General features: G+C 59.5%; 22 protein-coding genes and 2 tRNA genes. 12 read left to right on the top strand and 12 right to left on the bottom strand.

Annotated elements, in window-relative coordinates; all coding sequences use genetic code 11:
* Positions 1-98: 98 nt before the first annotated feature.
* Positions 99-632 carry a metal-dependent hydrolase gene (locus tag LG31_RS0104790; protein ID WP_033113353.1) on the bottom strand — a complete coding sequence of 178 codons (534 nt, stop codon included), beginning with the start codon at positions 630-632 and terminating at the stop codon, positions 99-101.
* A 348-nt stretch (positions 633-980) separates the two neighbouring features.
* Here LG31_RS0104790 and LG31_RS0104785 point away from each other — a divergent pair, with 348 nt between their 5' ends.
* Both LG31_RS0104785 and LG31_RS0104780 read left to right on the top strand, forming a co-directional pair.
* The gene (locus LG31_RS0104785; protein WP_033113352.1) at positions 981-1,757 is read left to right on the top strand and encodes a BPL-N domain-containing protein; all 777 of its coding nucleotides are present in this window, start codon (positions 981-983) and stop codon (positions 1,755-1,757) included.
* A gap of 476 nt (positions 1,758-2,233) precedes the next feature.
* Positions 2,234-4,333, top strand: coding sequence for a hypothetical protein (locus LG31_RS0104780; protein WP_033113351.1), 2,100 nt, complete (start codon positions 2,234-2,236; stop codon positions 4,331-4,333).
* Between the two features lie 77 nt (positions 4,334-4,410).
* Here LG31_RS0104780 and LG31_RS0104775 read toward each other — a convergent pair whose 3' ends face one another.
* From LG31_RS0104775 to LG31_RS0104755, 5 genes are all read right to left on the bottom strand, one after another.
* Positions 4,411-5,619, bottom strand: a complete 1,209-nt coding sequence (locus LG31_RS0104775; protein WP_033113350.1) for a NupC/NupG family nucleoside CNT transporter — start codon at positions 5,617-5,619, stop codon at positions 4,411-4,413.
* A gap of 358 nt (positions 5,620-5,977) precedes the next feature.
* Positions 5,978-6,403 carry a glutaredoxin-dependent arsenate reductase gene (gene arsC, locus LG31_RS0104770; protein WP_152598299.1) on the bottom strand — a complete coding sequence of 142 codons (426 nt, stop codon included), beginning with the start codon at positions 6,401-6,403 and terminating at the stop codon, positions 5,978-5,980.
* Positions 6,404-6,464: 61 nt separating this feature from the next.
* Complete coding sequence (gene arsB, locus LG31_RS0104765; RefSeq protein ID WP_033113348.1) at positions 6,465-7,529, bottom strand: ACR3 family arsenite efflux transporter; 1,065 nt, start codon at positions 7,527-7,529, stop codon at positions 6,465-6,467.
* Between the two features lie 95 nt (positions 7,530-7,624).
* Positions 7,625-7,993: an ArsR/SmtB family transcription factor gene (locus tag LG31_RS0104760; RefSeq protein WP_033113347.1), complete on the bottom strand. Its 369-nt coding sequence runs from the start codon at positions 7,991-7,993 to the stop codon at positions 7,625-7,627.
* 197 nt (positions 7,994-8,190) lie between these two features.
* Positions 8,191-8,589: an META domain-containing protein gene (locus LG31_RS0104755; RefSeq protein WP_033113346.1), complete on the bottom strand. Its 399-nt coding sequence runs from the start codon at positions 8,587-8,589 to the stop codon at positions 8,191-8,193.
* A 157-nt stretch (positions 8,590-8,746) separates the two neighbouring features.
* On the opposite strand from LG31_RS0104755, the gene LG31_RS0104750 reads away from it, so the two are divergent.
* On the top strand, positions 8,747-9,226 hold the full coding sequence (locus LG31_RS0104750; protein WP_033113345.1) for a hypothetical protein: 480 nt from the start codon (positions 8,747-8,749) through the stop codon (positions 9,224-9,226).
* A 1-nt stretch (position 9,227) separates the two neighbouring features.
* Here LG31_RS0104750 and LG31_RS0104745 read toward each other — a convergent pair whose 3' ends face one another.
* Both LG31_RS0104745 and LG31_RS0104740 read right to left on the bottom strand, forming a co-directional pair.
* Positions 9,228-9,707 (bottom strand): putative 4-hydroxy-4-methyl-2-oxoglutarate aldolase, encoded by a 480-nt coding sequence (locus LG31_RS0104745; RefSeq protein ID WP_033113344.1) that lies wholly within the window; start codon positions 9,705-9,707, stop codon positions 9,228-9,230.
* 42 nt (positions 9,708-9,749) lie between these two features.
* Positions 9,750-10,157 (bottom strand): DUF3293 domain-containing protein, encoded by a 408-nt coding sequence (locus tag LG31_RS0104740; protein WP_084059541.1) that lies wholly within the window; start codon positions 10,155-10,157, stop codon positions 9,750-9,752.
* A 395-nt stretch (positions 10,158-10,552) separates the two neighbouring features.
* Here LG31_RS0104740 and arcA point away from each other — a divergent pair, with 395 nt between their 5' ends.
* Positions 10,553-11,272: a two-component system response regulator ArcA gene (arcA, locus tag LG31_RS0104735; protein ID WP_005338193.1), complete on the top strand. Its 720-nt coding sequence runs from the start codon at positions 10,553-10,555 to the stop codon at positions 11,270-11,272.
* A gap of 146 nt (positions 11,273-11,418) precedes the next feature.
* On the opposite strand, the gene LG31_RS0104730 is transcribed toward arcA, so the two are convergent.
* A tRNA-Gly gene (locus LG31_RS0104730) sits at positions 11,419-11,493 on the bottom strand.
* A 15-nt stretch (positions 11,494-11,508) separates the two neighbouring features.
* Positions 11,509-11,582: transfer RNA gene (locus LG31_RS0104725), tRNA-Gly, on the bottom strand.
* Positions 11,583-11,783: 201 nt separating this feature from the next.
* Between LG31_RS0104725 and cydD the strand changes: the two genes are divergently transcribed.
* The 4 genes from cydD (at position 11,784) to LG31_RS0104705 (ending at position 16,203) form a co-directional block, all read left to right on the top strand.
* Positions 11,784-13,553 (top strand): heme ABC transporter permease/ATP-binding protein CydD, encoded by a 1,770-nt coding sequence (gene cydD / locus LG31_RS0104720; RefSeq protein WP_033113342.1) that lies wholly within the window; start codon positions 11,784-11,786, stop codon positions 13,551-13,553.
* Positions 13,546-15,276 carry a heme ABC transporter ATP-binding protein/permease CydC gene (cydC, locus tag LG31_RS0104715; protein ID WP_033113341.1) on the top strand — a complete coding sequence of 577 codons (1,731 nt, stop codon included), beginning with the start codon at positions 13,546-13,548 and terminating at the stop codon, positions 15,274-15,276. The genes cydD and cydC overlap by 8 nt, the downstream gene beginning before the upstream one ends.
* Before the next feature lie 162 nt (positions 15,277-15,438).
* Complete coding sequence (rcsF, locus tag LG31_RS0104710; protein ID WP_033113362.1) at positions 15,439-15,810, top strand: Rcs stress response system protein RcsF; 372 nt, start codon at positions 15,439-15,441, stop codon at positions 15,808-15,810.
* A 6-nt stretch (positions 15,811-15,816) separates the two neighbouring features.
* Complete coding sequence (locus LG31_RS0104705; protein ID WP_033113340.1) at positions 15,817-16,203, top strand: DUF488 domain-containing protein; 387 nt, start codon at positions 15,817-15,819, stop codon at positions 16,201-16,203.
* Between the two features lie 98 nt (positions 16,204-16,301).
* Here the strand turns inward: LG31_RS0104705 and LG31_RS0104700 are convergent, their stop codons facing one another.
* Complete coding sequence (locus LG31_RS0104700; protein WP_033113339.1) at positions 16,302-17,282, bottom strand: NAD-dependent epimerase/dehydratase family protein; 981 nt, start codon at positions 17,280-17,282, stop codon at positions 16,302-16,304.
* A 227-nt stretch (positions 17,283-17,509) separates the two neighbouring features.
* Here LG31_RS0104700 and tsaA point away from each other — a divergent pair, with 227 nt between their 5' ends.
* Positions 17,510-18,214, top strand: coding sequence for a tRNA (N6-threonylcarbamoyladenosine(37)-N6)-methyltransferase TrmO (gene tsaA, locus LG31_RS0104695; protein ID WP_033113338.1), 705 nt, complete (start codon positions 17,510-17,512; stop codon positions 18,212-18,214).
* Between the two features lie 281 nt (positions 18,215-18,495).
* A complete protein-coding gene (locus LG31_RS0104690; RefSeq protein WP_033113337.1) occupies positions 18,496-19,044 on the top strand; it encodes a cytochrome b in 549 nt (182 codons plus the stop codon).
* 60 nt (positions 19,045-19,104) lie between these two features.
* Here the strand turns inward: LG31_RS0104690 and LG31_RS0104685 are convergent, their stop codons facing one another.
* Complete coding sequence (locus LG31_RS0104685) at positions 19,105-19,779, bottom strand: polymer-forming cytoskeletal protein (RefSeq protein WP_033113336.1); 675 nt, start codon at positions 19,777-19,779, stop codon at positions 19,105-19,107.
* 212 nt (positions 19,780-19,991) lie between these two features.
* Here LG31_RS0104685 and LG31_RS0104680 point away from each other — a divergent pair, with 212 nt between their 5' ends.
* Both LG31_RS0104680 and LG31_RS0104675 read left to right on the top strand, forming a co-directional pair.
* Positions 19,992-20,666, top strand: a complete 675-nt coding sequence (locus tag LG31_RS0104680) for a response regulator (protein WP_033113361.1) — start codon at positions 19,992-19,994, stop codon at positions 20,664-20,666.
* A complete protein-coding gene (locus tag LG31_RS0104675; RefSeq protein ID WP_420796187.1) occupies positions 20,657-22,051 on the top strand; it encodes an ATP-binding protein in 1,395 nt (464 codons plus the stop codon). Before LG31_RS0104680 ends, LG31_RS0104675 begins: the two co-directional genes overlap by 10 nt.
* Positions 22,052-22,195: the final 144 nt, after the last annotated feature.

Raw genomic sequence — 22,195 nt, 5'->3', positions numbered from 1 at the left:
TAGCTGAACGTCACATCGTCAGAATAAAAGAGATGGGTGTCCAATTTTGATTCTTTGCCCAGCCACGATATCTCCAACACCCCTTCCCAATCCCACCACTACCTCTCCTTTCTCGACACCCGCCATCCCATCAATACCAGCATCAATACAGCCCCCGGCAGCCAGACCCAGTAGAGCTCGGAGAGGATCACCGCCTCACCTCGGGCGGTGAGATAGGCCTCCAGCTTGAAGGGGGCGACCCGGATCACCTGCCAGGGGGCGAAGAAACGTTCGTCACGCCACGGCCAGAGCCAGCCAACCCCCTTGCCGCCAGTGGTGAGGGAATCGAGCAGGCTGTGGGAGAGCAGAGAGACCAGCAGAAACGACCAGACGGTGGCGGCGCTGGCCCGAAATTGGCGGTGAAACAGCATGGCCAGCGTGGGCAGGACAAAGGCGAACAGCAATGAGTGACTAAAGCCGCGGTGGCCAAAGACATGGCCATAGGCGACCCCCAGTTTGAAGGCAAGCACATCGGCATCGGGCAGCATGGCGATGGCAACCCCCGCCAGCAGCAGGCGGGGCGAGATAATCCGGCTGCCAAGCCCCAGTCCAAGGCAGAGAGGGACGGCGGCGTGGGTGACTATGGTGGGCATAGAATAAAGCTCCAACTGAAAACGTGAACCTACCCTACCCCCGCTCGGTGAAGTGAAGGTGAAGTGCGCTTTCTTTTGTTGTTGGATATCCCCCTCGAATTCTTATCCATCAGCCATAAGAGGCGTCACTCAGAAAGTGATGAAAACGGATGTTACACGAGCCCCCTAAGCCTGGGCCGAGCTTCTGTCGTTTAGCCCTTCGGTATTGGCTCGTTCGTTGTGTGTCGAACGCAGGCCCAATCAGCGTTGGCACGTTAACTTGAAATGTTCATTTAACAGCGGCTGACATGCAGAACGGGATCGTGATAAGTAGTCTCTTCGATTCACATCACAGGGATAGTGGCAGCGATGAATGTACCAAAAAGCGTCGTGCGGATTGCGAGCGTTATCAGCCTTTGGTTATTGACAGGGTGCATGGCAGAGGCCGCCTCTGCGCAGCCGCAGCAAGAGCCGTACGCGCTGATCTATAACGGGCCGGTTTCTGATGAGGATAGCACGAAGGCGATTGCGGATGTGGTCAGGCAGGTGGGCTTGCCAGTCAGGTATCTCTCCAATATCGAGGCGCTGCCTGCAGAGCTCGATAATGCCAGGGTGTTTATCGTTGGTGGCACAGAGGATGATGTTGAGCCGCTCCTCAATGGGTTTACCCCGCAAGCGCGTTCGGCGTTAAAAACCTATTTGCAGAATGGTGGCCGATATCTCGGGATCTGTGGGGGTGCCTTTGTGGCATCCAGCGGCTGGTCTGAGGACGAAGGCTTTGTGCCGGCGCTGGGCCTTGTTCCTGCCACATCCGATGATTATGACGGCGACTTTAGCGCCAGGATCTTCCCGATCACCTGGCTTGGTGAAGAGCGCCAGATGTATTACCAGGCCGGCCCGCAATTTACGCCAGTGCCAAGCCCCGAGCAGGTCAAGGTCATCGCCCATTTTCAAAACCATCATATTGCCGCGCTGATCAGCTCATACGGCAAAGGCAAGGTGGCCGTTTCCGGGCCACACCCCGAAGCCCCTGAATCATGGAAAGCGAACGCGGTGGACGGCGACAAGATGGAGTCGAATATTCATTTAGCAGTTGGACTCGTCAACGAGTTGCTCTCCGAAGAGCCCGTCACCCATTCGAAGTAGTCGCATCCCTACGCCCCTGGATTTGGCCCCATTGCTCGGCCCGGAAGTCAGGGTACCCAATCAGCCGCTATCCATAAAAGACCACCGACCTGCAAAAGGTCGGTGGTTTTTATCGGTGGTAGATAACGGGTAGCCGATAGAGAGCGTTCACTACCTCAACCCTAACCCTCGTCGGGGCGCGAGCACCACTCTTCCTGATCCTGCGGTTGTCTCTTTGTATGAACGCGTAAAGAGCGGCTGACGGCGCGTTGGCCAACCTGGTATTGAACGTGGTGGCCACCCTTTGCAGAAGAATGATGCACCATCGCCCGGTGAGGTGTACCGGCAGATTTCCGGCTTGTTGCTGTGCCCATGATCACACACTCACAACTCTCACCGCTCTCTCACCACGCCCCCGCTTTTTATCATCTAGAGTTACCGGGCAGTCCAAAAGCTGCTGATTTATATACATTCGCCGCCAAGAGGGATCTTTTTTCATGACCGAGCATATCGATCTGCTACCTATCAACACGGATGATGAGCAGGACGCAGGCAACCGTTACCTCTACTACACCGAAGGGGATCTGGCCCGCATTCTCGCCAATCTGGAACAGCTGCGTCATGCGGTGTTTCCTGCCGCCATCGGAGAGAGTGAAACGGGCGCCGCCGTGCCCCACAACTTTCCGTCCGTCTGTCTGGTGGGGCTGGGACGCTGCGGCTCCAACATAGCGCAGGATGTGGCCTCGCTGGTCTACAACGCCCGCAGCTTTTATCTCAATGAGTTCAACAGTGAAGAGCAACGCAAGCGGGAGAAGGAGTTTGGTCCGGTGAGCTGGATCCGGCGCAACCTGCGGCTGCCAAACAACGGGGCCCGGCCAGTCTTTCTGATCGAGCCCATGGTGATGCTGGGGGATCTGGACAAGGACATCGATGGCCGCATCCGCCACTCCAATCGCAGCGGCGAAGGTGGCTCCTTGCGTGACTACGCCAAGATGCGGGTGATGGACTTGTCGGAGATCCACGCGGGGGGCGCGGGTAACGCCCCCATCCTTGGCCAGTATCTGGCCAAGATCATCCTCAACAAGAGCCCCCACTACTTCGCCAACTCCGAGTGGCAGGCCATTCATACCTATCTGGTGGACTCCTGCGGCATCAAGGCCAACCAGTCACGCCTCTATTTCTACATCTTCAGTGCCGGGGGCGGCACCGGCTCCGGCATGGCCTCCGAGTTCGGGCTGGCCCAGCAGTACTCCTACATGAGCAAGACCTTTTCCCCCCCGTCAGAAGAGGAGGAGCACCTCTCCCTCGGGGAGCACTTCATGTTCGATCCCATCTTCACCAGCGGCATCTGCATCCTGCCCAATATCTGTGATCGGGGTATCGAGATCTCGGAAGCGCTGCACATCAACGCAGGGCGCCTGCTGTGCAAGTACCTGGCCGAGGAGTGGGACTTCTCCTATCACTTCGACAACGAGCAGGCGTGCGATGCCAGCATGCTCAAGCGGATCAGGCCCTGGAATGCCATGATGCTGATCTCCAACGACATCATGCGCTACGCCGAAGAGAGCGACGATGGCGAGATCCAGCACGTTGACGTCAACACCATGGAGAAGTACGCCAACCAGTACATCTCCCAGCAGATCTTCAACATTCTCACCGCTCAGGCCGTCACCACCGACTACGACGAGAACTACTTTCGCCGGGCGGGCATCGACATCAGCGAGACCATTCGGCTCGATGCCAATGATCTCTTTATGAGTCTGGCGGGGCCGGTGGCGGTGGCGTATGCCGAATCCATCTCGCCCCCCGGCGGCCTGTTTGACAAGGAGGGTGGGCTCAATGTGGATGATCTCTTCACCCGTTCCATCGAGCTGCCCCACTTCAACAAGATGACCCAGGCCATCGAGGGGATCAGTCTGCTGCCCATCGAGGCGGGCAACTATCGGGAGTATCTGGACGACTATGTGAAAAGCGGCCATGACCCGGCCCACCTCAACGAGCTGCACTTCTTCAAGAACTGCTCCTCTGTGGTGTCGATCATCTCCCTGCCCAAGGAGTACAAGCTCTCCTATATGGATCTCAACCGGCTCAAGTCTCACCTCAACGGGCTCTTCCCCAATACCACCCTCAAGCGCTATGCGCTGGTCATCGGGGCGTCGGCCAACATCTCCCTCACCACCCTGATCGTCAAGAGCCCCTGCCTGAGCGATGACTTCCTGACTCTGATCGTGGCCTTTATCAAGCGCTGCTTTGCCAAGGATCACTATCGCTTCGATGAGCATCTGGACAAGGCGGTGATCGAGATGATCTGCAATGAGGAGTGGAACGATGCGCTGCTCGACAGCATGCTCAACGAGTTCGAAAACCCGGCCAAGATCCTCGATACCAACTGGTACGCCATCAAGCCCATGTATGAGAAGAAATATCGGGAGCTTATCCGCGAGAAAGAGAAGTTCGTCTCCATCAACGATATTCGCCTCAGCCGCGAATCGGTGAAAAAGGCGCTGCTCTATCTGCGGGAGATCTATCGCCACCGGGTCAGCAAGACCCGTATCCTCTCCCTCAACCCAAGGCTGGGGGAGGCAAACTCTCGCTAGCACCATGCCCATAAAGCAAAGCGCCCGCCCCACATGGGGCGGGCGCTTTTTTACTGGCGCAACCTCGTTTTATCTCATCAGAGGGAGACAAAGATCCCGGCCAGGGTGGCACTCATCAGGTTGGCCAGGGTCGCCGCCAACACCGCCTTGAAGCCCATATTGGCCACATCGTGGCGGCGCTCCGGCTCCATGGTGCCGATGGAGCCGAGCTGCACCGCAATGGAGCCCAGATTGGCAAAACCGCACAGCGCGAAGGTGATGATGATCTGGGTGTGGGCGCTCAGGTCAGCCTTGATATTGGCAAAGTCCAGATAGGCGACGAACTCGTTCATGATCACCTTCTGACCAATCAGGGATCCTGCCGCCATCATCTCGCTGGCGGGCACGCCAATCAGCCAGGCCACCGGGGCAAACAGATAACCCAGCAGCTGCTGCAGGGAAAGATCGGCCCAGCCGAACCACTCGCCGACGGTGGTGAGACCGGCGTTAATCATGGTGATGACGCTGACAAAGGCGAGCAGGATAGTGCCGATGGCCACGGCGATCTTCATGCCGCCCATGGCGCCGCCCGCCAGCGCGTCGATGGCGTTGCTGTAGTCGCTCTTGTCGAGGGTGATCTCGGTCTGATCGCTCACCTGCTGCTGCTCCGGCACCAGCAGTTTGGCCATCAAGAGGCCACCCGGCGCCGCCATAAAGGAGGCGGCTATGAGATATTTCAGATCCACCCCCAGACCGGCGTAACCACCCAGCACCGAGCCCGCCACCGAGGCCATGCCGCAGGTCATCACCGCAAAGAGCTCGGAGCGGGTCATACCCGCCAGGAAGGGGCGAATAAGCAGCGGCGACTCCCCTTGCGAGAGGAAAATGTTACCGGTGGCCACCAGAGATTCGGCACGACTGGTGCCGAGCAGACGGTGAATGGCGCCGCCCAATACCCGGATCACCCACTGCATGATGCCGAAGTGGTAGAGCACGGCGATCAGCGCGCTGATAAAGATCACCAGCGGCAGCACCCGCACGGCGAAGATAAAGCCGTTGCTGGCCAGATCACCAAACACGAAGCGGATGCCGCTGTCGGCAAAGCCGAGCAGGGCGGAGACGCCACTGCTCATGGCACCGAGCATGATTTGTCCGGGGGGGAAATAGAGCACCAGAGCGGCAAAACCGGTTTGCAGGGCGAGCGCACCCAGCACGGTTCGCCAGCGGATGGCGCGGCGGTTTTCACTGGCCAGCCAGGCGATAAACATCAGGGCCAGCATACCGACCAGACTCAATAACAGTGTCATCTTGCACCTATGAAGAGAGGAGTTTCATATGGCAAGTCTGCAGAGAGGCGTCGCGGGAGATCCGGCGGGAGAGGTGCCGACCCACGCGACACGCAGACCACAAACCTACAGGTTAGTGGCGGGTCCCATCCTGGGGTCATTCACGTTCCGGGTGACAGCATGTATCGGGTGACGCCAGCGCCGTCGCAGGGGGAGATGCGGCCGGGTGGCAGGTCGGGCGGCGATGGTACAGTGATCATCGTCACAGAAAAAGCGGTAAAACGATTGGCCGGAGTAACTTTTTCAACTTGTTCACACAACGAAACAGGGCCAGCGTGATGCTGGCCCTGTTTCAATCCGTACTTGAGTACTCAGATGATTACTTGAGGCGCTTGCCGCTCGCATCCACCACCTGCTCGCCATCTTCCTTGACGAACGCCCCTTTTTGCTGGCAGGGCAATATATCGAGCACCAGCTCCGACGGGCGGCACAGTTTGGTGCCGAGGGGGGTGACCACGATGGGGCGGTTGATGAGGATCGGGTGGGCCAGCATGGCATCGATCAGTTCATCATCGCTGAAGCGATCTTCCGCCAGAGCGAGCGCCTGGTAAGGGGGCACATTCTGGCGCAGCAGATCACGCACTGGCATGCCCATGGCGGCGATCAGCGCCACCAGCTGGTCACGGGAGGGGGGCGTCTCCAGATAGTGGATGATGGTGGGCTCGACGCCGCTGTTGCGGATCAGCGCCAGAGTGTTGCGGGAGGTACCACATTCCGGGTTGTGATAGATGGTGATTGCACTCATTTGCCTGTCTCTCATGACTCAAGTGAATAGAAAATGGATAGCATCAGTTCGCGGCCATCAGTTAGCGGCTTAGCCCCGCTTCGTACCAGGGTTTGCTGGCGTTAACCACCCGCACCACCAGCAGCATGACCGGCACCTCGATCAGCACCCCGACCACGGTGGCGAGCGCCGCGCCGGAGTGAAAGCCGAACAGGCTGATGGCGGCGGCCACCGCCAGCTCGAAGAAGTTGGAGGCACCGATCAGGGCGGAAGGACAGGCGACCGAGTGCTTCTCCCCCACCTTGCGGTTGAGCCAGTAAGCCAATCCCGAGTTGAACAGCACCTGGATCAGGATCGGCACCGCCAACAGGGCAATAACCAGCGGCTGCTCGATGATGGCGTTGCCCTGAAAGGCGAACAGCAGCACCAGAGTGAGCAGCAGGGCCGCCACCGACCAGGGCTGGATGCGGGTCATGACGCCGTCAAAATGGGCCTCTCCCTTTTTCAGCAAGGCCTTGCGCAGCAGTTGGGCGATGATGACCGGGATAACGATATAGAGCACCACAGAGGTGAGCAGGGTATCCCACGGCACTACTATGCTGGAGACCCCGAGCAGCAGCGCCACCAGCGGCGCGAAAGCAAACACCATGATGAGGTCGTTCACCGCCACCTGCGACAGGGTGAAGTAGGGATCGCCGTTGGTGAGGCGACTCCAGACAAACACCATGGCGGTGCAGGGGGCCGCCGCCAGCAGGATCAGCCCCGCTACGTAACTGTCGAGCTGATCTGCCGGCAACCAGTCGGCAAACAGCACGCGGATAAAGAGCCAGCCAAGGAAGGCCATCGAGAACGGCTTGACCAGCCAGTTGATAAAGAGGGTGACCCCAATCCCCTTGAGGTGACCCTTCACCTGATGCAGGGCGCCAAAGTCGATCTTGAGCAGCATGGGGATGATCATCACCCAGATCAGCAGCCCCACCGGCAGGTTGACCTTGGCCACCTCCATGGCGCCGATCGCCTTGAAGAGATCCGGCGCCCCCTGCCCGAGGCCAATCCCCACCAGAATGCAGAGGGCGACCCAGGCGGTCAGATAACGTTCAAAAAAGCCGATGGCAGGCACGGCCTTGGCATCACAGGTTGCAGACATGATGACTCCCGGTGCTATTCGCTTGAGCACCTGTAATTGAAAATGTGAATGACTGATTACCCTGACAAGGCGCCGCCAGGGGATGTCGTAGCCGGTTACCCCTTGTTGCAGCAGGGTTGCGCAGGCAGAACATGGGGGGAGCAGGCCGACTCGGCGCGCATCACGCCGCACGCTTCGGGATGACCGGCGCAGCACTCCTCGGTGAGGTAGGCAATCACATCCAGCATCAAGGGGATATTCGCGCGGTAGCGCAGAAAGCGCCCCTCCTGCTCCACCGACAGCAGACCGGCGTTGAGCATCGCCTTGAGGTGAAACGAGAGGGTATTGGGGGCAATATCGAGTTCGCTGGCCAGTTCGCCCGCGACCCGCCCCTCCAGCCCGGCCTTGACCAGCAGCCGCCATACATCAAGCCGGATACCGGAAGCCAGCGATTCGAAGACCTTGGTGGCCATCTCTTTGTTCATAATTTCCCCTCGTTGAACGCTCTTTTATTTCAACTATACAAGAATCATTGAAATGATCAATTTGCAGACACTCCTTTCGCCATGATGAGAAGGAAGAGCCAAAGAATCGGGAGGAGAAGCCGGGAACGGATTGCTGTGGGTAAAACAAAGACGCCCTCCGGCAGGGAGGGCGTCAGCCAAGGGTCTGCAACAGACTCTTACTTGGTCACGGGAACGGCGTTGAAGGTGAGCAGGGCCGCCTTGTTGGCATCGCTCAGAGTCAGCTGGTTGCCGTTGATGGAGTAGGTTGCCACCTTCTCCAGCTTTTGCAGGAACTCGGTCTCTTTGTTCATGGCGTCGCCGATGCACATCATGCGAGTGGAGCCCATGGCCCCCAGCGTCAAGACACCGTCACCCTGCTTGGTGATACCGCCAAAATAGCGGTTGCAGCCGCCTTTGCCCGCCACCTTGCCGTCGACAACTTGCAGGGTAAAGGTATCGCCGGTGGCACCTTGCAGTTGCCAGCCGGATGCCTGCAGTTGAGTCATGGTAGAACCGGTCGCCATGGCGCAGCCTCCCAGTGCCAGCGCGGCCAGCAGAGTCAGTTTCTTGTTCATGGATTCACCTCTTAATGATTGGACTCATCAATATGGCAGCCTGTTTAACATGCTCAGCGCCTCAGCCAAAGCGATTTATTGTGATCAGAGTTCACTTAACTCCGCTCTGGCATGTGCCATGCTTAAGCTCAGTTCCGGACCCAGGGAGGGGAAAAGAATGACCAAGGCGCTACTCATCACACTGCTCGCATCCTGCACCAGCGTGGCCGCTCAGGCTGCCGACTGGGATCTCTTCAAGCAGCCAGCCGACCCCGCACTTTATGTCAAAAGTTACTCCGGGGTACTGCTCAACAGTCAGAGCCATCACAGCGACAGTTTTGATCTCTGGCTGGTCAACAGCGGCTATCAATATCCGGTGATGGATGATGTCAGCCTCTTTATGGAAGCGGGGCCGGCGGTCGCGGATCAGAACCGTCAATCAGGTTTCAACATGAGCTCGGGGGTACGCTATCAACTCTCCCCCGCCTTCAATGTCGGCAGCCAGATCCGCCATCTGGAACTCAATCAGGGCAGCACCCTGCTGGAGCTCAACTCCAGCCTGCTGCTGACCCCCAGACTCTCCCTGACCGCCAATTACGGCGTCAGCGCCTTTACGGCCGATCAGGCGCTGAGCCTGGGGGTGGGTTTCAACTTCTGAATCAGATCAGCGGCGTGGCACTCACCACTACGCCGTTGCGATCCGCGTAGATGTAATCCCCTTCATGAATGGTCACGCCGGCAAAGTTCACTACCGCGCCAAGCTCGCCCTGCCCGCGCTTCTCGGTCTTGACCGGACAGGCCGCCAGCGCCTTGACCCCGAGCGCCAGCGTGGCCAAAGTGCCCACATCCCGCGCCGCGCCGTGGATCAGGATCCCCTCCCACCCCTGCTCCACCGCCTTGATGGCCAGTTGATCACCAAGCAGAGCCCGACACAGTGAACCGCCCCCATCGATCACCATCACCTTGCCTTGGCCGGGACGATTCACCAACTCCCGCACCAGACTGTTGTCTTCGTAGCAGGAGAGGGTCACGGCGCGACCATAGAAGATCGCCTTGCCACCGAAATCGTGAAAACAGGGTTCAGCCACTTGCAGCATATCGCCGTGCTGATCGCAGAGGTCGGGCAGAAGATCCAGCATGATTTGATTCCTTTCAGATGCATGAAGATGTTCATTCTTTCATCAACAATTGGCTCTGACAATCCAGAAAGCAGCGATATCTCCCAGACAAACTGCTGATTTATCGCTTAATACCGGCACCAACCAGAGTTGTCCCCTTTTGACCCAGTAGATGGCGTTCTGGCCAAAGCGGGCAGCCAGTGCGCAAGCCTCTGGCAGGGGCAGCGCCACAGCGAGCGAGGACTCACGCCAGCTTTCATCCGGTGCCATCCCCCACACTGGGCCAGCCATATTGACGCCCGGCATGGCCTCCAGATGACGCCAAAGTGCCCGCTCGCGACGCCGGTTGCGACGCTCTCCCACCCATTGGCTGGCTGGATTCCAGGCTGGAACGATGGCAAATTCGGGCCAGGAAGGCATTCCAAATGGCGCTAAAAAGCAAATTTTCTTGTAGTTTTCCCACAAAATCATGTCAATCACATGTTACATTCCATTACATTTTATAGGGGCGAAAACACGGTTAAGGCCAAGTATGATGCTGTTGTGCTACGGTTTGACCTATATCAAAACAGAGTTAAAAAGTTGCTATCTGACGGCAAAGGGTGTTGTTATGCTCCTGTTAACTGATAAAATGCGGCAACTTCGTAATGGATGACCTTTCCAGGCTTTGCTCGAGTAGTCTTCTCGGGAACCTATAAGTGGCACAGGGATATTTGCCGATACTGATGCCAAATTCACACTATGCCGACCTGACCTTCATACCCAGGATGACGTAATTAATTTTCAGGATCAGTCAGGAAATCGGCTTGAAACGCCAAGAAGTGTTAAATTTAAGATAATTAACTGATAAGAATCTGGGAATACTCATGCAAACACCACACATTCTGATCGTCGAAGACGAACTGGTCACTCGTAATACCCTGAAAAGCATTTTCGAGGCAGAAGGCTACATCGTACTCGAAGCCAACAACGGCGACGAGATGCATCAGGCCCTCACCTCTCACACCATCAATCTGGTGATCATGGACATCAACCTGCCGGGCAAGAACGGCCTGTTGCTGGCCCGTGAACTGCGCGAGAACGACAACATCGCCCTGATGTTCCTGACCGGTCGCGACAACGAAGTGGACAAGATCCTGGGTCTGGAGATCGGCGCCGATGATTACATCACCAAGCCGTTCAACCCGCGCGAACTGACCATCCGTGCCCGCAACCTGCTGAGCCGTACCATGAACGTGGCTGCCGGTGGCGAAGAGAAGAAGCTGGTTGAGCGTTATCTGTTCAACGGCTGGGCGCTGGATATCAACAGCCGCGCACTGGTCAGCCCAACTGGCGACATGTTCAAGCTGCCGCGCTCCGAGTTCCGTGCCATGCTGCACTTCTGCGAAAACCCGGGCCAGATCCAGACCCGTGCCGAGCTGCTGAAGAAGATGACCGGCCGCGAGCTCAAGCCGCATGACCGTACCGTTGATGTGACCATCCGTCGTATCCGCAAGCACTTCGAAAGTGTCAACGATACCCCGGAGATCATCGCCACCATCCACGGCGAAGGTTACCGTTTCTGCGGCGAGCTGGAGCAGGAGTAATTCCGCACCGCTTACCCATCCGAAGAGGCGCCTATGGCGCCTTTTCTTTTTTCCGGATCCCGGGGCGCCATGAAGAGTGGAAAAGAGAAGCAAATCGCGGACAAACAAAAAGCCCACTCGCAGGAGTGGGCTTTTTGCGTTGAAGCTGGAGCGGGCAGCGGGAATCGAACCCGCATCATCAGCTTGGAAGGCTGAGGTAATAGCCATTATACGATGCCCGCCTGGCATCTGAAATTTGGAGCGGGTGATGGGAATCGAACCCACGTATGCAGCTTGGGAAGCTACCGTTCTACCATTGAACTACACCCGCGTCAGGGCTCCTACTATATGCATTTTGCCGGTGAGCGCAATGCCGTCCTTGCCACTTTTTTCAATAAATCAATCTGTTCGGACAAGGATTGAACAGTCGGTTGCTTTTTCAAGCAAACATTTTCAACACAGATAATTTACAAGGTTGCCAAGGCCAAACGGCGAGGATAGTCTTGCGCCACTCGACGCGAGGATGGTGGTAATGGATAAAAAAACGCAAAAACGTCTCTATGGCTGGTTGCGCACGCAATCGAGTCACGGTCGCCGCTGGATCACGATTTCCATCGCTTTTGGCCTGGGTCAGGGCATTCTGATGGTGGCGCAAGCCTGGCTGCTGGCGACCCTGCTCCACAGCTTCATCATTGAGGGCAAACAGCCGGAACAATCCATCCCCCTCTTTATTACCCTGCTGCTGGTAACCCTCGGCAAGGCGGCACTCGCCTACGGCCGCGAAGTGGCCAGCTTCAAGGCCGGCAGCGTGGTGCGCCAGACCATCCGCCAGCTGGTGCTCACTCGCTTAAGCCGTCTCGGCCCTGCCTATATCCAGCGTCGCCCGGCCGGCACCTGGGCCAGCCTGCTGCTGGAACAGATTGAAAACATGCAGGATTTCTTCTCCCGCTATCTGCCACAAATGGCCATCGCGGTCTTTATTCCGGTAGTCATTCTGGTAGCCGTATTCCCGGTCAACTGGGCGGCGGGCCTGATCCTGCTGGGTACTGCCCCTCTGATCCCCATCTTTATGATCCTGGTCGGTGTCGGTGCCGCCGATGCCAACCGCCGCAACTTCCAGGCGCTGGCTCGTCTCTCCGGCCACTTCCTCGATCGCCTGAAGGGGCTGCGAACCCTGCAACTCTTCATGCGCACCCAGGCTGAAGGCGACGCCATTCGCGACGCCTCGGAAGATTTTCGCGAGCGCACCATGGAAGTGCTGCGCCTTGCGTTTTTGAGCACCGCCGTACTGGAGTTCTTCGCCGCCATCTCGGTCGCGCTGGTCGCCGTTTACTTCGGCTTCTCCTATATCGATCACCTCGATTTTGGCCACTATGGCAGCAAAGTTACTCTCTTTACCGGCCTGTTCGTGCTCTTCCTTGCCCCCGAGCTCTACGCACCGTTGCGCGAACTAGGTGCCCACTACCATGCCAAGGCACAGGCCATCGGCGCTGCCGAACAGCTGCTCGAATTCCTCGAAGCCGAGGTGAGCGAGCCAGCCGCAGGCAGCACCCCTTTCCACGCCGACAGCCCCATCAAGGTTGAAGCCAAAGGTCTGGAAGTGCTGAGCGCCGAGGGCAAGGTGCTGGTCGGCCCCATCGACTTCACCCTTGCAGCCGGTTCACGCACCGCCCTGGTCGGCATCAGTGGTGCCGGCAAAAGCTCGCTGGTCAACGCCCTGCTCGGCTTTGCCCCCTATCGCGGCGAGCTCAAGGTGAATGGTCAGGAGCTGGCCACCCTCGACATGAGTCAGTGGCGCCTGCAACTGGGCTGGCTCTCGCAAAACCCGCAACTGTTTCACGCCTCTCTTCGCGACAACCTGCTGCTGGCCAAGCCAGCAGCCAGCGATGCCGAGCTGGAGGAGGCCCTGAAACGGGCGCAGGCATGGGAGTTTGCCATGGAGAAGGGGTTTGACTATCCGGTTGGCGATCAGGCGGGCGGCCTCTCGGTCGGTCAGGCCCAGCGCCTCGCGCTGGCGCGCACCCTGCTCAAATCGACCCAGCTGATGGTGCTGGACGAGCCGACTGCCAGTCTGGATCGCCACTCGGAGCGGGCCATTATGGCCACCCTTGAAGAGGCGATGGCCAACCAGACCCTGCTGATGATCACCCACCGCCTCGACCAGCTCGGCAAGATGGATCAGATCCTGGTGCTGGAGCGCGGTCAGCTGGTGGAACAGGGCAACTTCCAGCAACTTTGTCAGGCAGAGGGGCCATTCGCCCGGCTGCTCTCCCAACGTTCCGAGGGCTCTCTCGATGACTGATCTCTTGCCGTTTCTGCGCCTCTACCGTCAACACTGGCTCAGCCTCTCCCTCGGCCTGCTGCTGGCACTGGTCACCCTGATTGCCGGGATGGGGCTGCTGTCGCTCTCCGGCTGGTTCCTCTCTGCCGCCGCCGTTGCCGGGATGGCCGTCGCCAGTCGAGACAGCTTCAACTACATGACGCCGGCTGGCGGGGTGCGCTTCTTCTCCATCATCCGCACCGCAGGTCGCTGGGGTGAGCGGGTGGTGAGCCACGATGCCACCTTCCGGGTACTGACCCGGCTGCGAGTCTGGTTCTGGCAAAAGCTCTCGCCACTCTCCACCGGTACGCTGGCAGGCTTTCGTCAGGCGGATCTGCTCAACCGGCTAGTGGCCGATATCGACGCCATGGACCACGTCTACCTGCGCCTGCTCACCCCTATCGGCGCGGCCCTGCTCAGCAGTGCCGGACTGGTCTTCTTCCTGTCGTTTTTCGACAGTCACCTCGCCCTGACCCTCGGCGCCATTCTGCTGTTTGGCATGATCGCTTTGCCGCTAGTGTTCTACTTCCTCGGCCGTCGCCCCGGTCAGGCACTGATCGCCGAAAAGGCCAGTCTGCGCACCCGCATGGTGGATTATCTGGATGGTCAGGCCGAGCTGCAGATGTTTGCCGCCGCCCCCAAGGTACTCGGTGAACTGCAACAGGCCGAGCAGGCACTGCTCGCCGCCCAGGCCCGCATGGCCAAGGTGAGCGGGCTGGCCAACTTCTCGGTGCAACTGCTGAGCGGCTGGACCCTGACCCTGATGCTCTGGATGGCAGGCCACGGGGTTGCAGGGGCTGCGCCCGATCCCGTTACCGCCCTGATGGTATTTGCCACGCTAGCCAGCTTCGAAGCGCTGATGCCGCTGGCTGGCTCCTTCCAGCACCTCTCCACCAGCCTCACCTCGGCACGCCGCCTGAACGAGATCCTGCAGGAGGCCAAAGCGCCCGAGTGGGGCAGCGAACAGGCCCACGCCAGCCAGGGTGCCCTGCTGATCAATGACCTCTACTTCGGTTATCCCGGCAATCCGCAGCCGGTGCTGCGCGGCTGCACCCTGCAACTGCACGCAGGCGAGAAGCTGGCGCTGCTGGGCCAGACCGGCTGTGGCAAATCGACCCTGATGGGTCTGCTGACCCGGGAGTGGAGCCCGCTGGCGGGCAAAATTCTGCTCGATGGCAAACCGCTGACCGACTACAGCGAAGGGGCGCTGCGCGCCTCCATCTCGGTGGTGAGCCAGCGGGTGCATCTGTTTGCCGATACCTTGCGGGGCAACCTCAAGCTGGCGGCTCCGACCGCTACTGACGAACAGCTGGTCGAAGTGCTGACCCGGGTTGGCCTTGCCACCCTGCTGGAAGATGAAGCAGGTCTGGATGCTTGGCTCGGCGACGGTGGCCGACCCCTCTCCGGTGGCGAGCGCCGCCGTATCGGCATCTCCCGCGCCCTGCTGCACGATGCGCCGCTCTGGCTGCTCGATGAGCCGACCGAGGGGCTCGACAGCCAGACCGAGCGGGAGATCATGGCGCTGCTGTTCACCCTGGGAGCCGACCGCTCCATGCTGCTCATCTCCCACCGCCTGCTGGGGCTGGAGCAGATGGATCGCATCGCCCTGATGGAAGAGGGGCAGATCCGCCTCTGCGCTCCCCATCAGGAGTTGCTGGAGGATGAGTACTATCGCAGCCTGCATCAACGGCTGGCACCGGTCTGATATCTGCCTGATGGCGGTCACACCCTGACATTCAGGGTCAAAACGGGGCTGGCCGCCACAGGCGACTGGCCCCTATAATGGCCCCTCATTATTCAACAAGATGCCGACATGGAGCGCCTGCGCCTTTCTACTGTCCTCATCACCGACACAAGATACGAGATGATGAAACGCCTGATCCTGATGATGCCCCTGATTGCCTCCGGCTGTGCCAACTACGCCTTCAACAGCAATCTGGATAAAGAGAACTTCGACGACTACTTCAAACCCGGTAGCGTGCGGATTTACGAGCAAGCTCAGCTGGCCGATCTCAACTACCTCTACCTCGGCACCGTCGAGGGGGAATCGTGCCAGGCCGATGCCAAGCAACCGGTGCCCAACGCCGGTGAAGCGCGCACCCTGGCTCGCCGCCGCGCTGCCGACATGGGCGGCAACGGCGTCACCTTCGACAAGTGCAGCGAATTCAGCGATACCCCCGGCTGCCTGAAGCAGGTGATCTGCTACGGTCAGGCGCTGAAAGTGGCTGAAGAGAAGTAACGGCTCATGGCGCTCGCCATCGTGCGTCTCGGCTCGCCCCGCCTCCCCGACGAAGGACTGCGGATCGGCACGGTACGTCGCCCGCCACGCGGCGTACCAAAGACCGAGTTTGCCAGCCAGAACTGGTATGACGTCTGGTTCCCGAACCTGGCCCCCGGCAGCGAAACCATGAAGCTGGGGCAAGCCGCAGAGACGCCCGCCCAGTGGGCTGCCTTTGGCAAGGCGTACAAGGCGGAGCTGGCGACCCCGGCAGCCAAACACGATCTGGCACTGCTTGCTGCCCTCTCCCACACCACCAACCTGTCGGTGGGTTGCTACTGCGAGCAGGAGTCACGCTGCCATCGCGCCATTTTGCGGGAGTTGCTGGCGGCCGCAGGTGCGGCCATCCGCTAGCCCCCGCATGCAATGCCGGTAAAAATAAAAACAAGAGGGCATCATTACGATGCCCTCTTGTTTTCAGGGATTGCATGGCGCGTCTATCCGCACTTGCGCTATCTCACCTGCTGAAGCAGCAGCATCTCTTGCTCAATGGTCATCCCTTCAGCCACCACCGCATCCGGCGTGCGTGCCAGCCACTCGGCCAGATCGGCGGCCGTCTCCTCCAGCGGCCGGAAGTTGAGACCGTGCACGATGGCCGCCTCGGCACTGATGCGGCCATAACCGGCATACTCCGGCAACATATTGGGCAGCAGGGTCGGATAGCTCAGCCAGGGCTCGACACCGGCCGCGAGCAGTGCCTGCCAGGGCGCCCACTCAGCGTCAATGGGCGTAGCCGTCCCCACTCTCGCCGCCAACCGCTCGACCCAATCTGCCAGCGCAATACCCGGTTTGACCAGATTGAAAACTCCCGTCAACTGCTGCTCGGCAGCCCGCAGCACAAACTCGGCGCAGTCGCGCACATCCAGATACTGCAGTCGATCCTGCCCCGTCCCCGGCAACAGCCAGCGTCCACCCTGCTGCACCCGCTTCACCCACCAGGCCATACGGCCGGTGTGATCATGGGGGCCACACAATACGCCCGGGCGAAGGATGCAGAGCCGCTCACCCCAGCGGGCGCGATACTCCTCTTCGCACAACACTTTGAGCGGGCCATACTCCTCGGGCTGCTCGCCCGCACCGGTGGCATGCAGGGGCGCTGATTCATCCATTCCGGGTTGGGCAAAGTCGCGATAGACGCTGATGGTGGAGATAAAGATGAGCCGCTCGCAGCGCCCAAGCAGGGCCATCGACAGGCTCGCCGCCTGCTCTGGCCGATAGCAGCAGGTGTCGATGGCCAGATCCCACTGCCGCCCCTCTCCCTGCAGCGCGCCCAGATCGCCATTGCGATCACCGGTGAGTTGCTCCAGCTCCCGCCAGTCGGGATGCTGGTGATGGCCGCGATTGAACAGGGTCACCTCGTGACCCCAATCAAGCGCCAGCGCAGTCAGGTGACGCCCCAAAAATCCGGTGCCACCGATAATCAGCAGTTTCATCCCTCCCCCTCCCCATCCGGCTTATTGTTGCGGTCTTCGCACCGTGGCGAGCCAGCACAGCTCCTCCTGTTTGTCCCACCCTACGCAACTTGGCGCCAAGGCACAGCCCTCGATATACCGGGATGGGACGGGGATCACGGCAGCAGGCGGCGAGGGAGCCGCGCGGGGAAGCCTGCGTTTTGGGGCTGCATGTGCTAAATTGCCAGGGTTTTCAGCCAGGATCCGCCATGAAGTTCGAAATCGACACCCTCGGGATTATCCGCTCTCCCTACAAGGAGAAGTTCGCCATTCCGCGCCAGCCCGGCCTGGTCAAATCGGCCCGTGCCCGCCTCGAGCTGCTCCCCCCCTACGATCAGCCGGACGTGCTGCGCGGCATCGAGCAGTTCTCCCATCTGTGGCTCAGCTTCGTCTTTCACCAGACCATGGCGCAGGGGTGGAATCCGACGGTGCGCCCGCCGCGCCTTGGCGGCAACGAGCGGGTCGGGGTCTTTGCTACCCGCTCCACCTTTCGCCCCAATCCACTCGGTCTCTCGGTGGTCGAGCTGCACGGGGTAGGTCGCGAGCGCGGCAAACTCTGGCTGGAGCTGGGGGCCGTCGACCTGCTCGATGGCACTCCCATCGTCGATATCAAACCCTATATTCCCTATGCCGACAGCCTGCCGGAAGCCCGTGGCGGCTTTGCCCCCGATGCCCCGACCCCGCCGCTGGCGGTGAGCTTCAGCCCGGACGCCGAGTTGCAGCTGCAAACGTGGAGCCAGCGCTACCCCGAGCTGCGCCAGCTGGTCAGCGAAGTACTGGCGCAAGATCCTCGCCCTGCCTACAAGAAGGGCAAGCCGGACGAGAAGGAGTACGGCGTGCGGCTGTTCAACTGTAATGTGCGCTTTCGGATCAGCGAGCCCGCCTGTCTGGTCATTGCCATCGAACCGGCCTGACCATCAGGGTCAGGCAGATCTTTTCACGGGCGCTTCACACTGCTCACGGTTTAATTAACCTGTAAATTGTGTGGTATTGATCAGCTCCTCAACGAGCCGGCAGTGATACCATCTCCATGGCAGTATCATGCGGAAAATACAGACGATTTTCCTCTAACGGGCGCCCGGCCTGCACCTGTGTGCATCCGGCAGGCGTCGCCAATGGAGCTGGCCTCCTCCGATCGTTTCGCTCATCGGGAGATGCCACACGGATGTGACTCTTTGACTGAAGGAAACCAACCATGCTGATGAACAGTGAACAACGCTACGGCACCCTGAGTCTCGGGCTGCACTGGCTGACCCTGTGGGCCATGATCGCCGTCTATGCCCTGATCGAATTTCGCGACATTTTTCCCAAAGGAGACCCGGGTCGAGACCTGATGAAAGAGTGGCACTTCATGCTGGGGCTGCTGATCTTTGCACTGGTCTTTGTTAGACTGGCCCTGCGCTGGATGAGCCCGACGCCCCGTATCGTGCCCGAGCTCTCCCCCCTGATGCACAAGCTGGCCAAGCTCGCCCATATCGCCCTCTACGGCTTTCTCATCCTAACCCCGTTGTGTGGCTGGTTGCTGCTGAGCGCCGCCGGCAAGCCCATCCCCTTCTTCGGGTTTGAATTGCCTGCGCTGATAGCGCCGAGCCCTGACGCCAAAGGGTTTATCAAGGAGGTGCATGAAACCCTGGGCAACCTGGGTTACGCCCTGATTGCCCTGCACACTGTGGCCGCCCTCTTCCACCACCATGTGCTCAAGGACAACACCCTGACCAATATGCTGCCGCCGCGCCGCAGCTAAGGCGTTGTCGACAGACAAAAGAGGGGGCCATCATGGCCCCCTCTTGCTATCCAGCATCCATCAAGCCTGCTTGGCCAACGGCTCGCTGCCTTTGCCCCGACCCTCTTTGGCCAGTGCCTTCACATTTCCTTTCCCCTCGACGGGCACGCTCTCCAGCTCCTGATTGGCTGGTACCGGTGCGGGAGAGCTGGCAGAGCTCTCATCCGGACGAGAGTGACCGATAAAGTTGCCCCCCTTGCTGATGGAGAGGCTTCCCCCCTTGAACGTCCCCTGCATGCGGCCACTCTCGAGTATTTCGACTTCGGCGGCAGAGCAGGTACCATCCAGCAGGCCATTGATGATGACGTGGGGAGCCTTCACCTCTCCCTCGACACGGCCACCCGCCATGATGCGCAGGATCCCGTCGCTCAGCACTATGGTGCCGACCAGCACACCACGCACCTCCAGATCCCCCTCAAGCTGCAACTCCCCCTTGAAGCGGGCACCTGCGGCGATAACCGTTGCCTTTTCCGGCACTGAGCCCTCGCTCTTGGCTTTTCGTCCAAACATTCCGAATTTCTCCCCCAACCAGACAAGCAGAACCAGCGGCATGGGCGCCACTGGCCATAAATAGGCATCCGACCCCAGCACATAGAGCAGCAATGCGGCTCCCCAGCAGAGCCAGACCAGATAGAGAAGGTCGCTACGCTCCCGCTCCTGCAGGTGGCATCGCCACCTGATGGCCATCTCTCTCATCACCACACCCTTTGCAGCATGGCCAGTCAGCAAGCGCCGATGCGATGGCCATCGATAACAACATGCTCGGGATAGACGACCAATCGGAGGAAACTCTGAAGCCCGGGTGATTCAGTCCCGATACAGGCGGAAGGCATTAGGATACGGATTGACTCCGCATAGCGAACATCTTCTAATTGACTGCTTGGATCCCTATGACCGCCGCACACACCATGAAAATTCTCCTGGTCGAAGACGACAAGCTACTCAATCACCACCTCTCCTCTCTGCTGACCGAAGCAGACAATCAGGTCTACAGCACCGATCAGGCAGGGATTGCGCAGCACTATGCAACGGATTACCCCATCGACGTGGCCATCATCGATCTGGGTCTGCCCGATATGGATGGCCTGCAACTGATCCGCGAGCTGCGCGAGAAGCAGATCCCCTTTCCCATCATCGTCCTCACCGCCCGTGGCAACTGGCAGGACAAGGTGGAAGGACTGGAAGCAGGTGCCGATGACTATCTGGTCAAACCGTTTCAGAAGGATGAGCTGCTGGCTCGCCTCAACGCGCTGGTACGCCGCAGCGCTGGCTTTATCTCTCCCCGGGTGAAAGCGGGTGACTACGAGCTCGATCTCTCCCGCAAGGAGCTGACCATCGCCGGTGAAGTGGCCGTGCTGACCAGCTTCGAATACCTCATTCTGGAGTACTTGATGCGCAATGCCCGTCAGGTAGTCTCCAAACAGCAGCTGCTCGACCAGCTCTACGGCGATGGCGAAGGTGACCCCAACACTATCGAGGTCATGGTGAGCCGCCTGCGCAAGAAACTGGATCCGGAGGGTACTATTCAACCCATCTCCACCATCCGCCGTCAGGGTTATATCTTCAACCTGTCATGCAACTGATGAGATTCTGCCCGCTACTGCGGATGGTACGGGTGCTGCGCCGCTCGCTGCATATCAAGCTGCTGCTCAGCTCCCTGTTGGTGATCGCGCTCAGCATGGGGTTTGCCGTCTATGCCCTCTACCTCGGCCATGTCGAGGAGCAGACCCAGAAGGCGAGCGCCCGGATGCAGGAGAACCTGGCCAAACTCTTCTCCTCGACCGAGCCGAGCAATGGCGGCCCTACCGATCTCAGCCACATCTCCCGCAATGCCGGGGATGCTGACCTCGATACCCTGATTTGCCGCGCCGATGGTGAACGGATCTGGTCAAGCCTGCACATGCCGGAGGTGATCAAGGCCAAGGAGACCATCTGCGGCGACCTGATGCAGTATCTGGGTGGGATGGATCTCGACTACTTCTTCAAGAAGCACACCATCAAGAACGGCGAAAGCTACTTCGTCTACAGCCTGCGTTTTATCCGTAACCCCGGCAACGGCACCACCGCCTACTACGTGGTGATGATCGATTCGGCCAAGCGCTATCACGCTGAATCCATCGCCTATCTCGGTCATATCGCCCGTCAGGCGGTGCTCGCCTACATGCTGCTGGCCAGCCTGCTGCTGCTCACCACTTACTGGAGCCTCGGCTCCCTGCGCACCATTGCCCGCCAGATCGATAACATTCGCTCCGGCAAACTCGACTCTCTCTCCAGCGACTTCGAGCAGGAGCTTACCCCGCTCACCGAGTCGGTCAACCAGCTGCTGGAGAACGAACGGCAGCAAACCCAGCGCTACCAGCACGCCTTGAACGATCTCGCCCACAGTCTGAAAACCCGGCTGGCGCTGATCCAGATGACCACCCGCGAGCTGGAGCTGGGCCGGGAGATCCACGACAACATCAACGAACAGATCCTCACCATGGATCAGATGATCCAGTACCAGCTCAGACGCGCCGTCACTGGCCGCCAGCGCCTTGCCAGCAAGGGCACCGAGCCGGTGCCGCTCATCGAGAAGCTGCTCGCCAGCCTGACCAAGGTCTACCGTCACAAGAAGCTGCAAACCCAGTTTCACTTTGACGACGACGCCCTGTTCCATGGTGAGCAGGGGGACTTGATGGAGTTGATGGGCAATCTGCTCGACAACGCCTGCAAATTTGCCATCAGCGAGGTGCGGGTGACCCTGCGCCGCCATCTCGAGCGCTTGCGCATCGAGGTGGAAGATGATGGCCCCGGCATCGACGAGGCCAAATCCGAACAGATCTTCCAGCGCGGCGTGCGGGCCGACAGCTCCCCCGGCCAAGGCATCGGTCTGGCAGTAGTGACCGAAATCGTCCACAGCTACGGCGGCCAGATCCAGGTGGATGAATCTCCTCTTGGCGGTGCCCGTTTTACCCTGGATCTGCCCTGACCTCCAGCCAGCCTCCCTGAAAAACCTCTGCGTTGCGGGCGCTTTAGCGGCCCGCAACCCTGCGCTGATCAGACCACATATTGGTCGCATTCATGTCCCTCGATGTTACAATCCCGTCACAAAAATCGGGAAAGGTAATGAAAA

Source organism: Aeromonas lacus (assembly GCF_000764665.1).
Classification (GTDB): Bacteria; Pseudomonadota; Gammaproteobacteria; order Enterobacterales; family Aeromonadaceae; genus Aeromonas; species Aeromonas lacus.
Note: the sequence above shows the minus strand (reverse complement) of the source record. Positions and strands in the feature narration are given on the sequence as shown.

Excerpts from the sequence above, each read along its gene's own strand:
- LG31_RS0104790 (WP_033113353.1), bottom strand. The coding sequence starts at position 632 with ATGCCCACCATAGTCACCCACGCCGCCGTCCCTCTCTGCCTTGGACTG.
- LG31_RS0104785 (WP_033113352.1), top strand. The coding sequence starts at position 981 with ATGAATGTACCAAAAAGCGTCGTGCGGATTGCGAGCGTTATCAGCCTT.
- LG31_RS0104780 (WP_033113351.1), top strand. The coding sequence starts at position 2,234 with ATGACCGAGCATATCGATCTGCTACCTATCAACACGGATGATGAGCAG.
- LG31_RS0104775 (WP_033113350.1), bottom strand. The coding sequence starts at position 5,619 with ATGACACTGTTATTGAGTCTGGTCGGTATGCTGGCCCTGATGTTTATC.
- arsC (WP_152598299.1), bottom strand. The coding sequence starts at position 6,403 with ATGAGTGCAATCACCATCTATCACAACCCGGAATGTGGTACCTCCCGC.
- arsB (WP_033113348.1), bottom strand. The coding sequence starts at position 7,529 with ATGTCTGCAACCTGTGATGCCAAGGCCGTGCCTGCCATCGGCTTTTTT.
- LG31_RS0104760 (WP_033113347.1), bottom strand. The coding sequence starts at position 7,993 with ATGAACAAAGAGATGGCCACCAAGGTCTTCGAATCGCTGGCTTCCGGT.
- LG31_RS0104755 (WP_033113346.1), bottom strand. The coding sequence starts at position 8,589 with ATGAACAAGAAACTGACTCTGCTGGCCGCGCTGGCACTGGGAGGCTGC.
- LG31_RS0104750 (WP_033113345.1), top strand. The coding sequence starts at position 8,747 with ATGACCAAGGCGCTACTCATCACACTGCTCGCATCCTGCACCAGCGTG.
- LG31_RS0104745 (WP_033113344.1), bottom strand. The coding sequence starts at position 9,707 with ATGCTGGATCTTCTGCCCGACCTCTGCGATCAGCACGGCGATATGCTG.
- LG31_RS0104740 (WP_084059541.1), bottom strand. The coding sequence starts at position 10,157 with ATGATTTTGTGGGAAAACTACAAGAAAATTTGCTTTTTAGCGCCATTT.
- arcA (WP_005338193.1), top strand. The coding sequence starts at position 10,553 with ATGCAAACACCACACATTCTGATCGTCGAAGACGAACTGGTCACTCGT.
- cydD (WP_033113342.1), top strand. The coding sequence starts at position 11,784 with ATGGATAAAAAAACGCAAAAACGTCTCTATGGCTGGTTGCGCACGCAA.
- cydC (WP_033113341.1), top strand. The coding sequence starts at position 13,546 with ATGACTGATCTCTTGCCGTTTCTGCGCCTCTACCGTCAACACTGGCTC.
- rcsF (WP_033113362.1), top strand. The coding sequence starts at position 15,439 with ATGAAACGCCTGATCCTGATGATGCCCCTGATTGCCTCCGGCTGTGCC.
- LG31_RS0104705 (WP_033113340.1), top strand. The coding sequence starts at position 15,817 with ATGGCGCTCGCCATCGTGCGTCTCGGCTCGCCCCGCCTCCCCGACGAA.
- LG31_RS0104700 (WP_033113339.1), bottom strand. The coding sequence starts at position 17,282 with ATGAAACTGCTGATTATCGGTGGCACCGGATTTTTGGGGCGTCACCTG.
- tsaA (WP_033113338.1), top strand. The coding sequence starts at position 17,510 with ATGAAGTTCGAAATCGACACCCTCGGGATTATCCGCTCTCCCTACAAG.
- LG31_RS0104690 (WP_033113337.1), top strand. The coding sequence starts at position 18,496 with ATGCTGATGAACAGTGAACAACGCTACGGCACCCTGAGTCTCGGGCTG.
- LG31_RS0104685 (WP_033113336.1), bottom strand. The coding sequence starts at position 19,779 with ATGAGAGAGATGGCCATCAGGTGGCGATGCCACCTGCAGGAGCGGGAG.
- LG31_RS0104680 (WP_033113361.1), top strand. The coding sequence starts at position 19,992 with ATGAAAATTCTCCTGGTCGAAGACGACAAGCTACTCAATCACCACCTC.
- LG31_RS0104675 (WP_420796187.1), top strand. The coding sequence starts at position 20,657 with ATGCAACTGATGAGATTCTGCCCGCTACTGCGGATGGTACGGGTGCTG.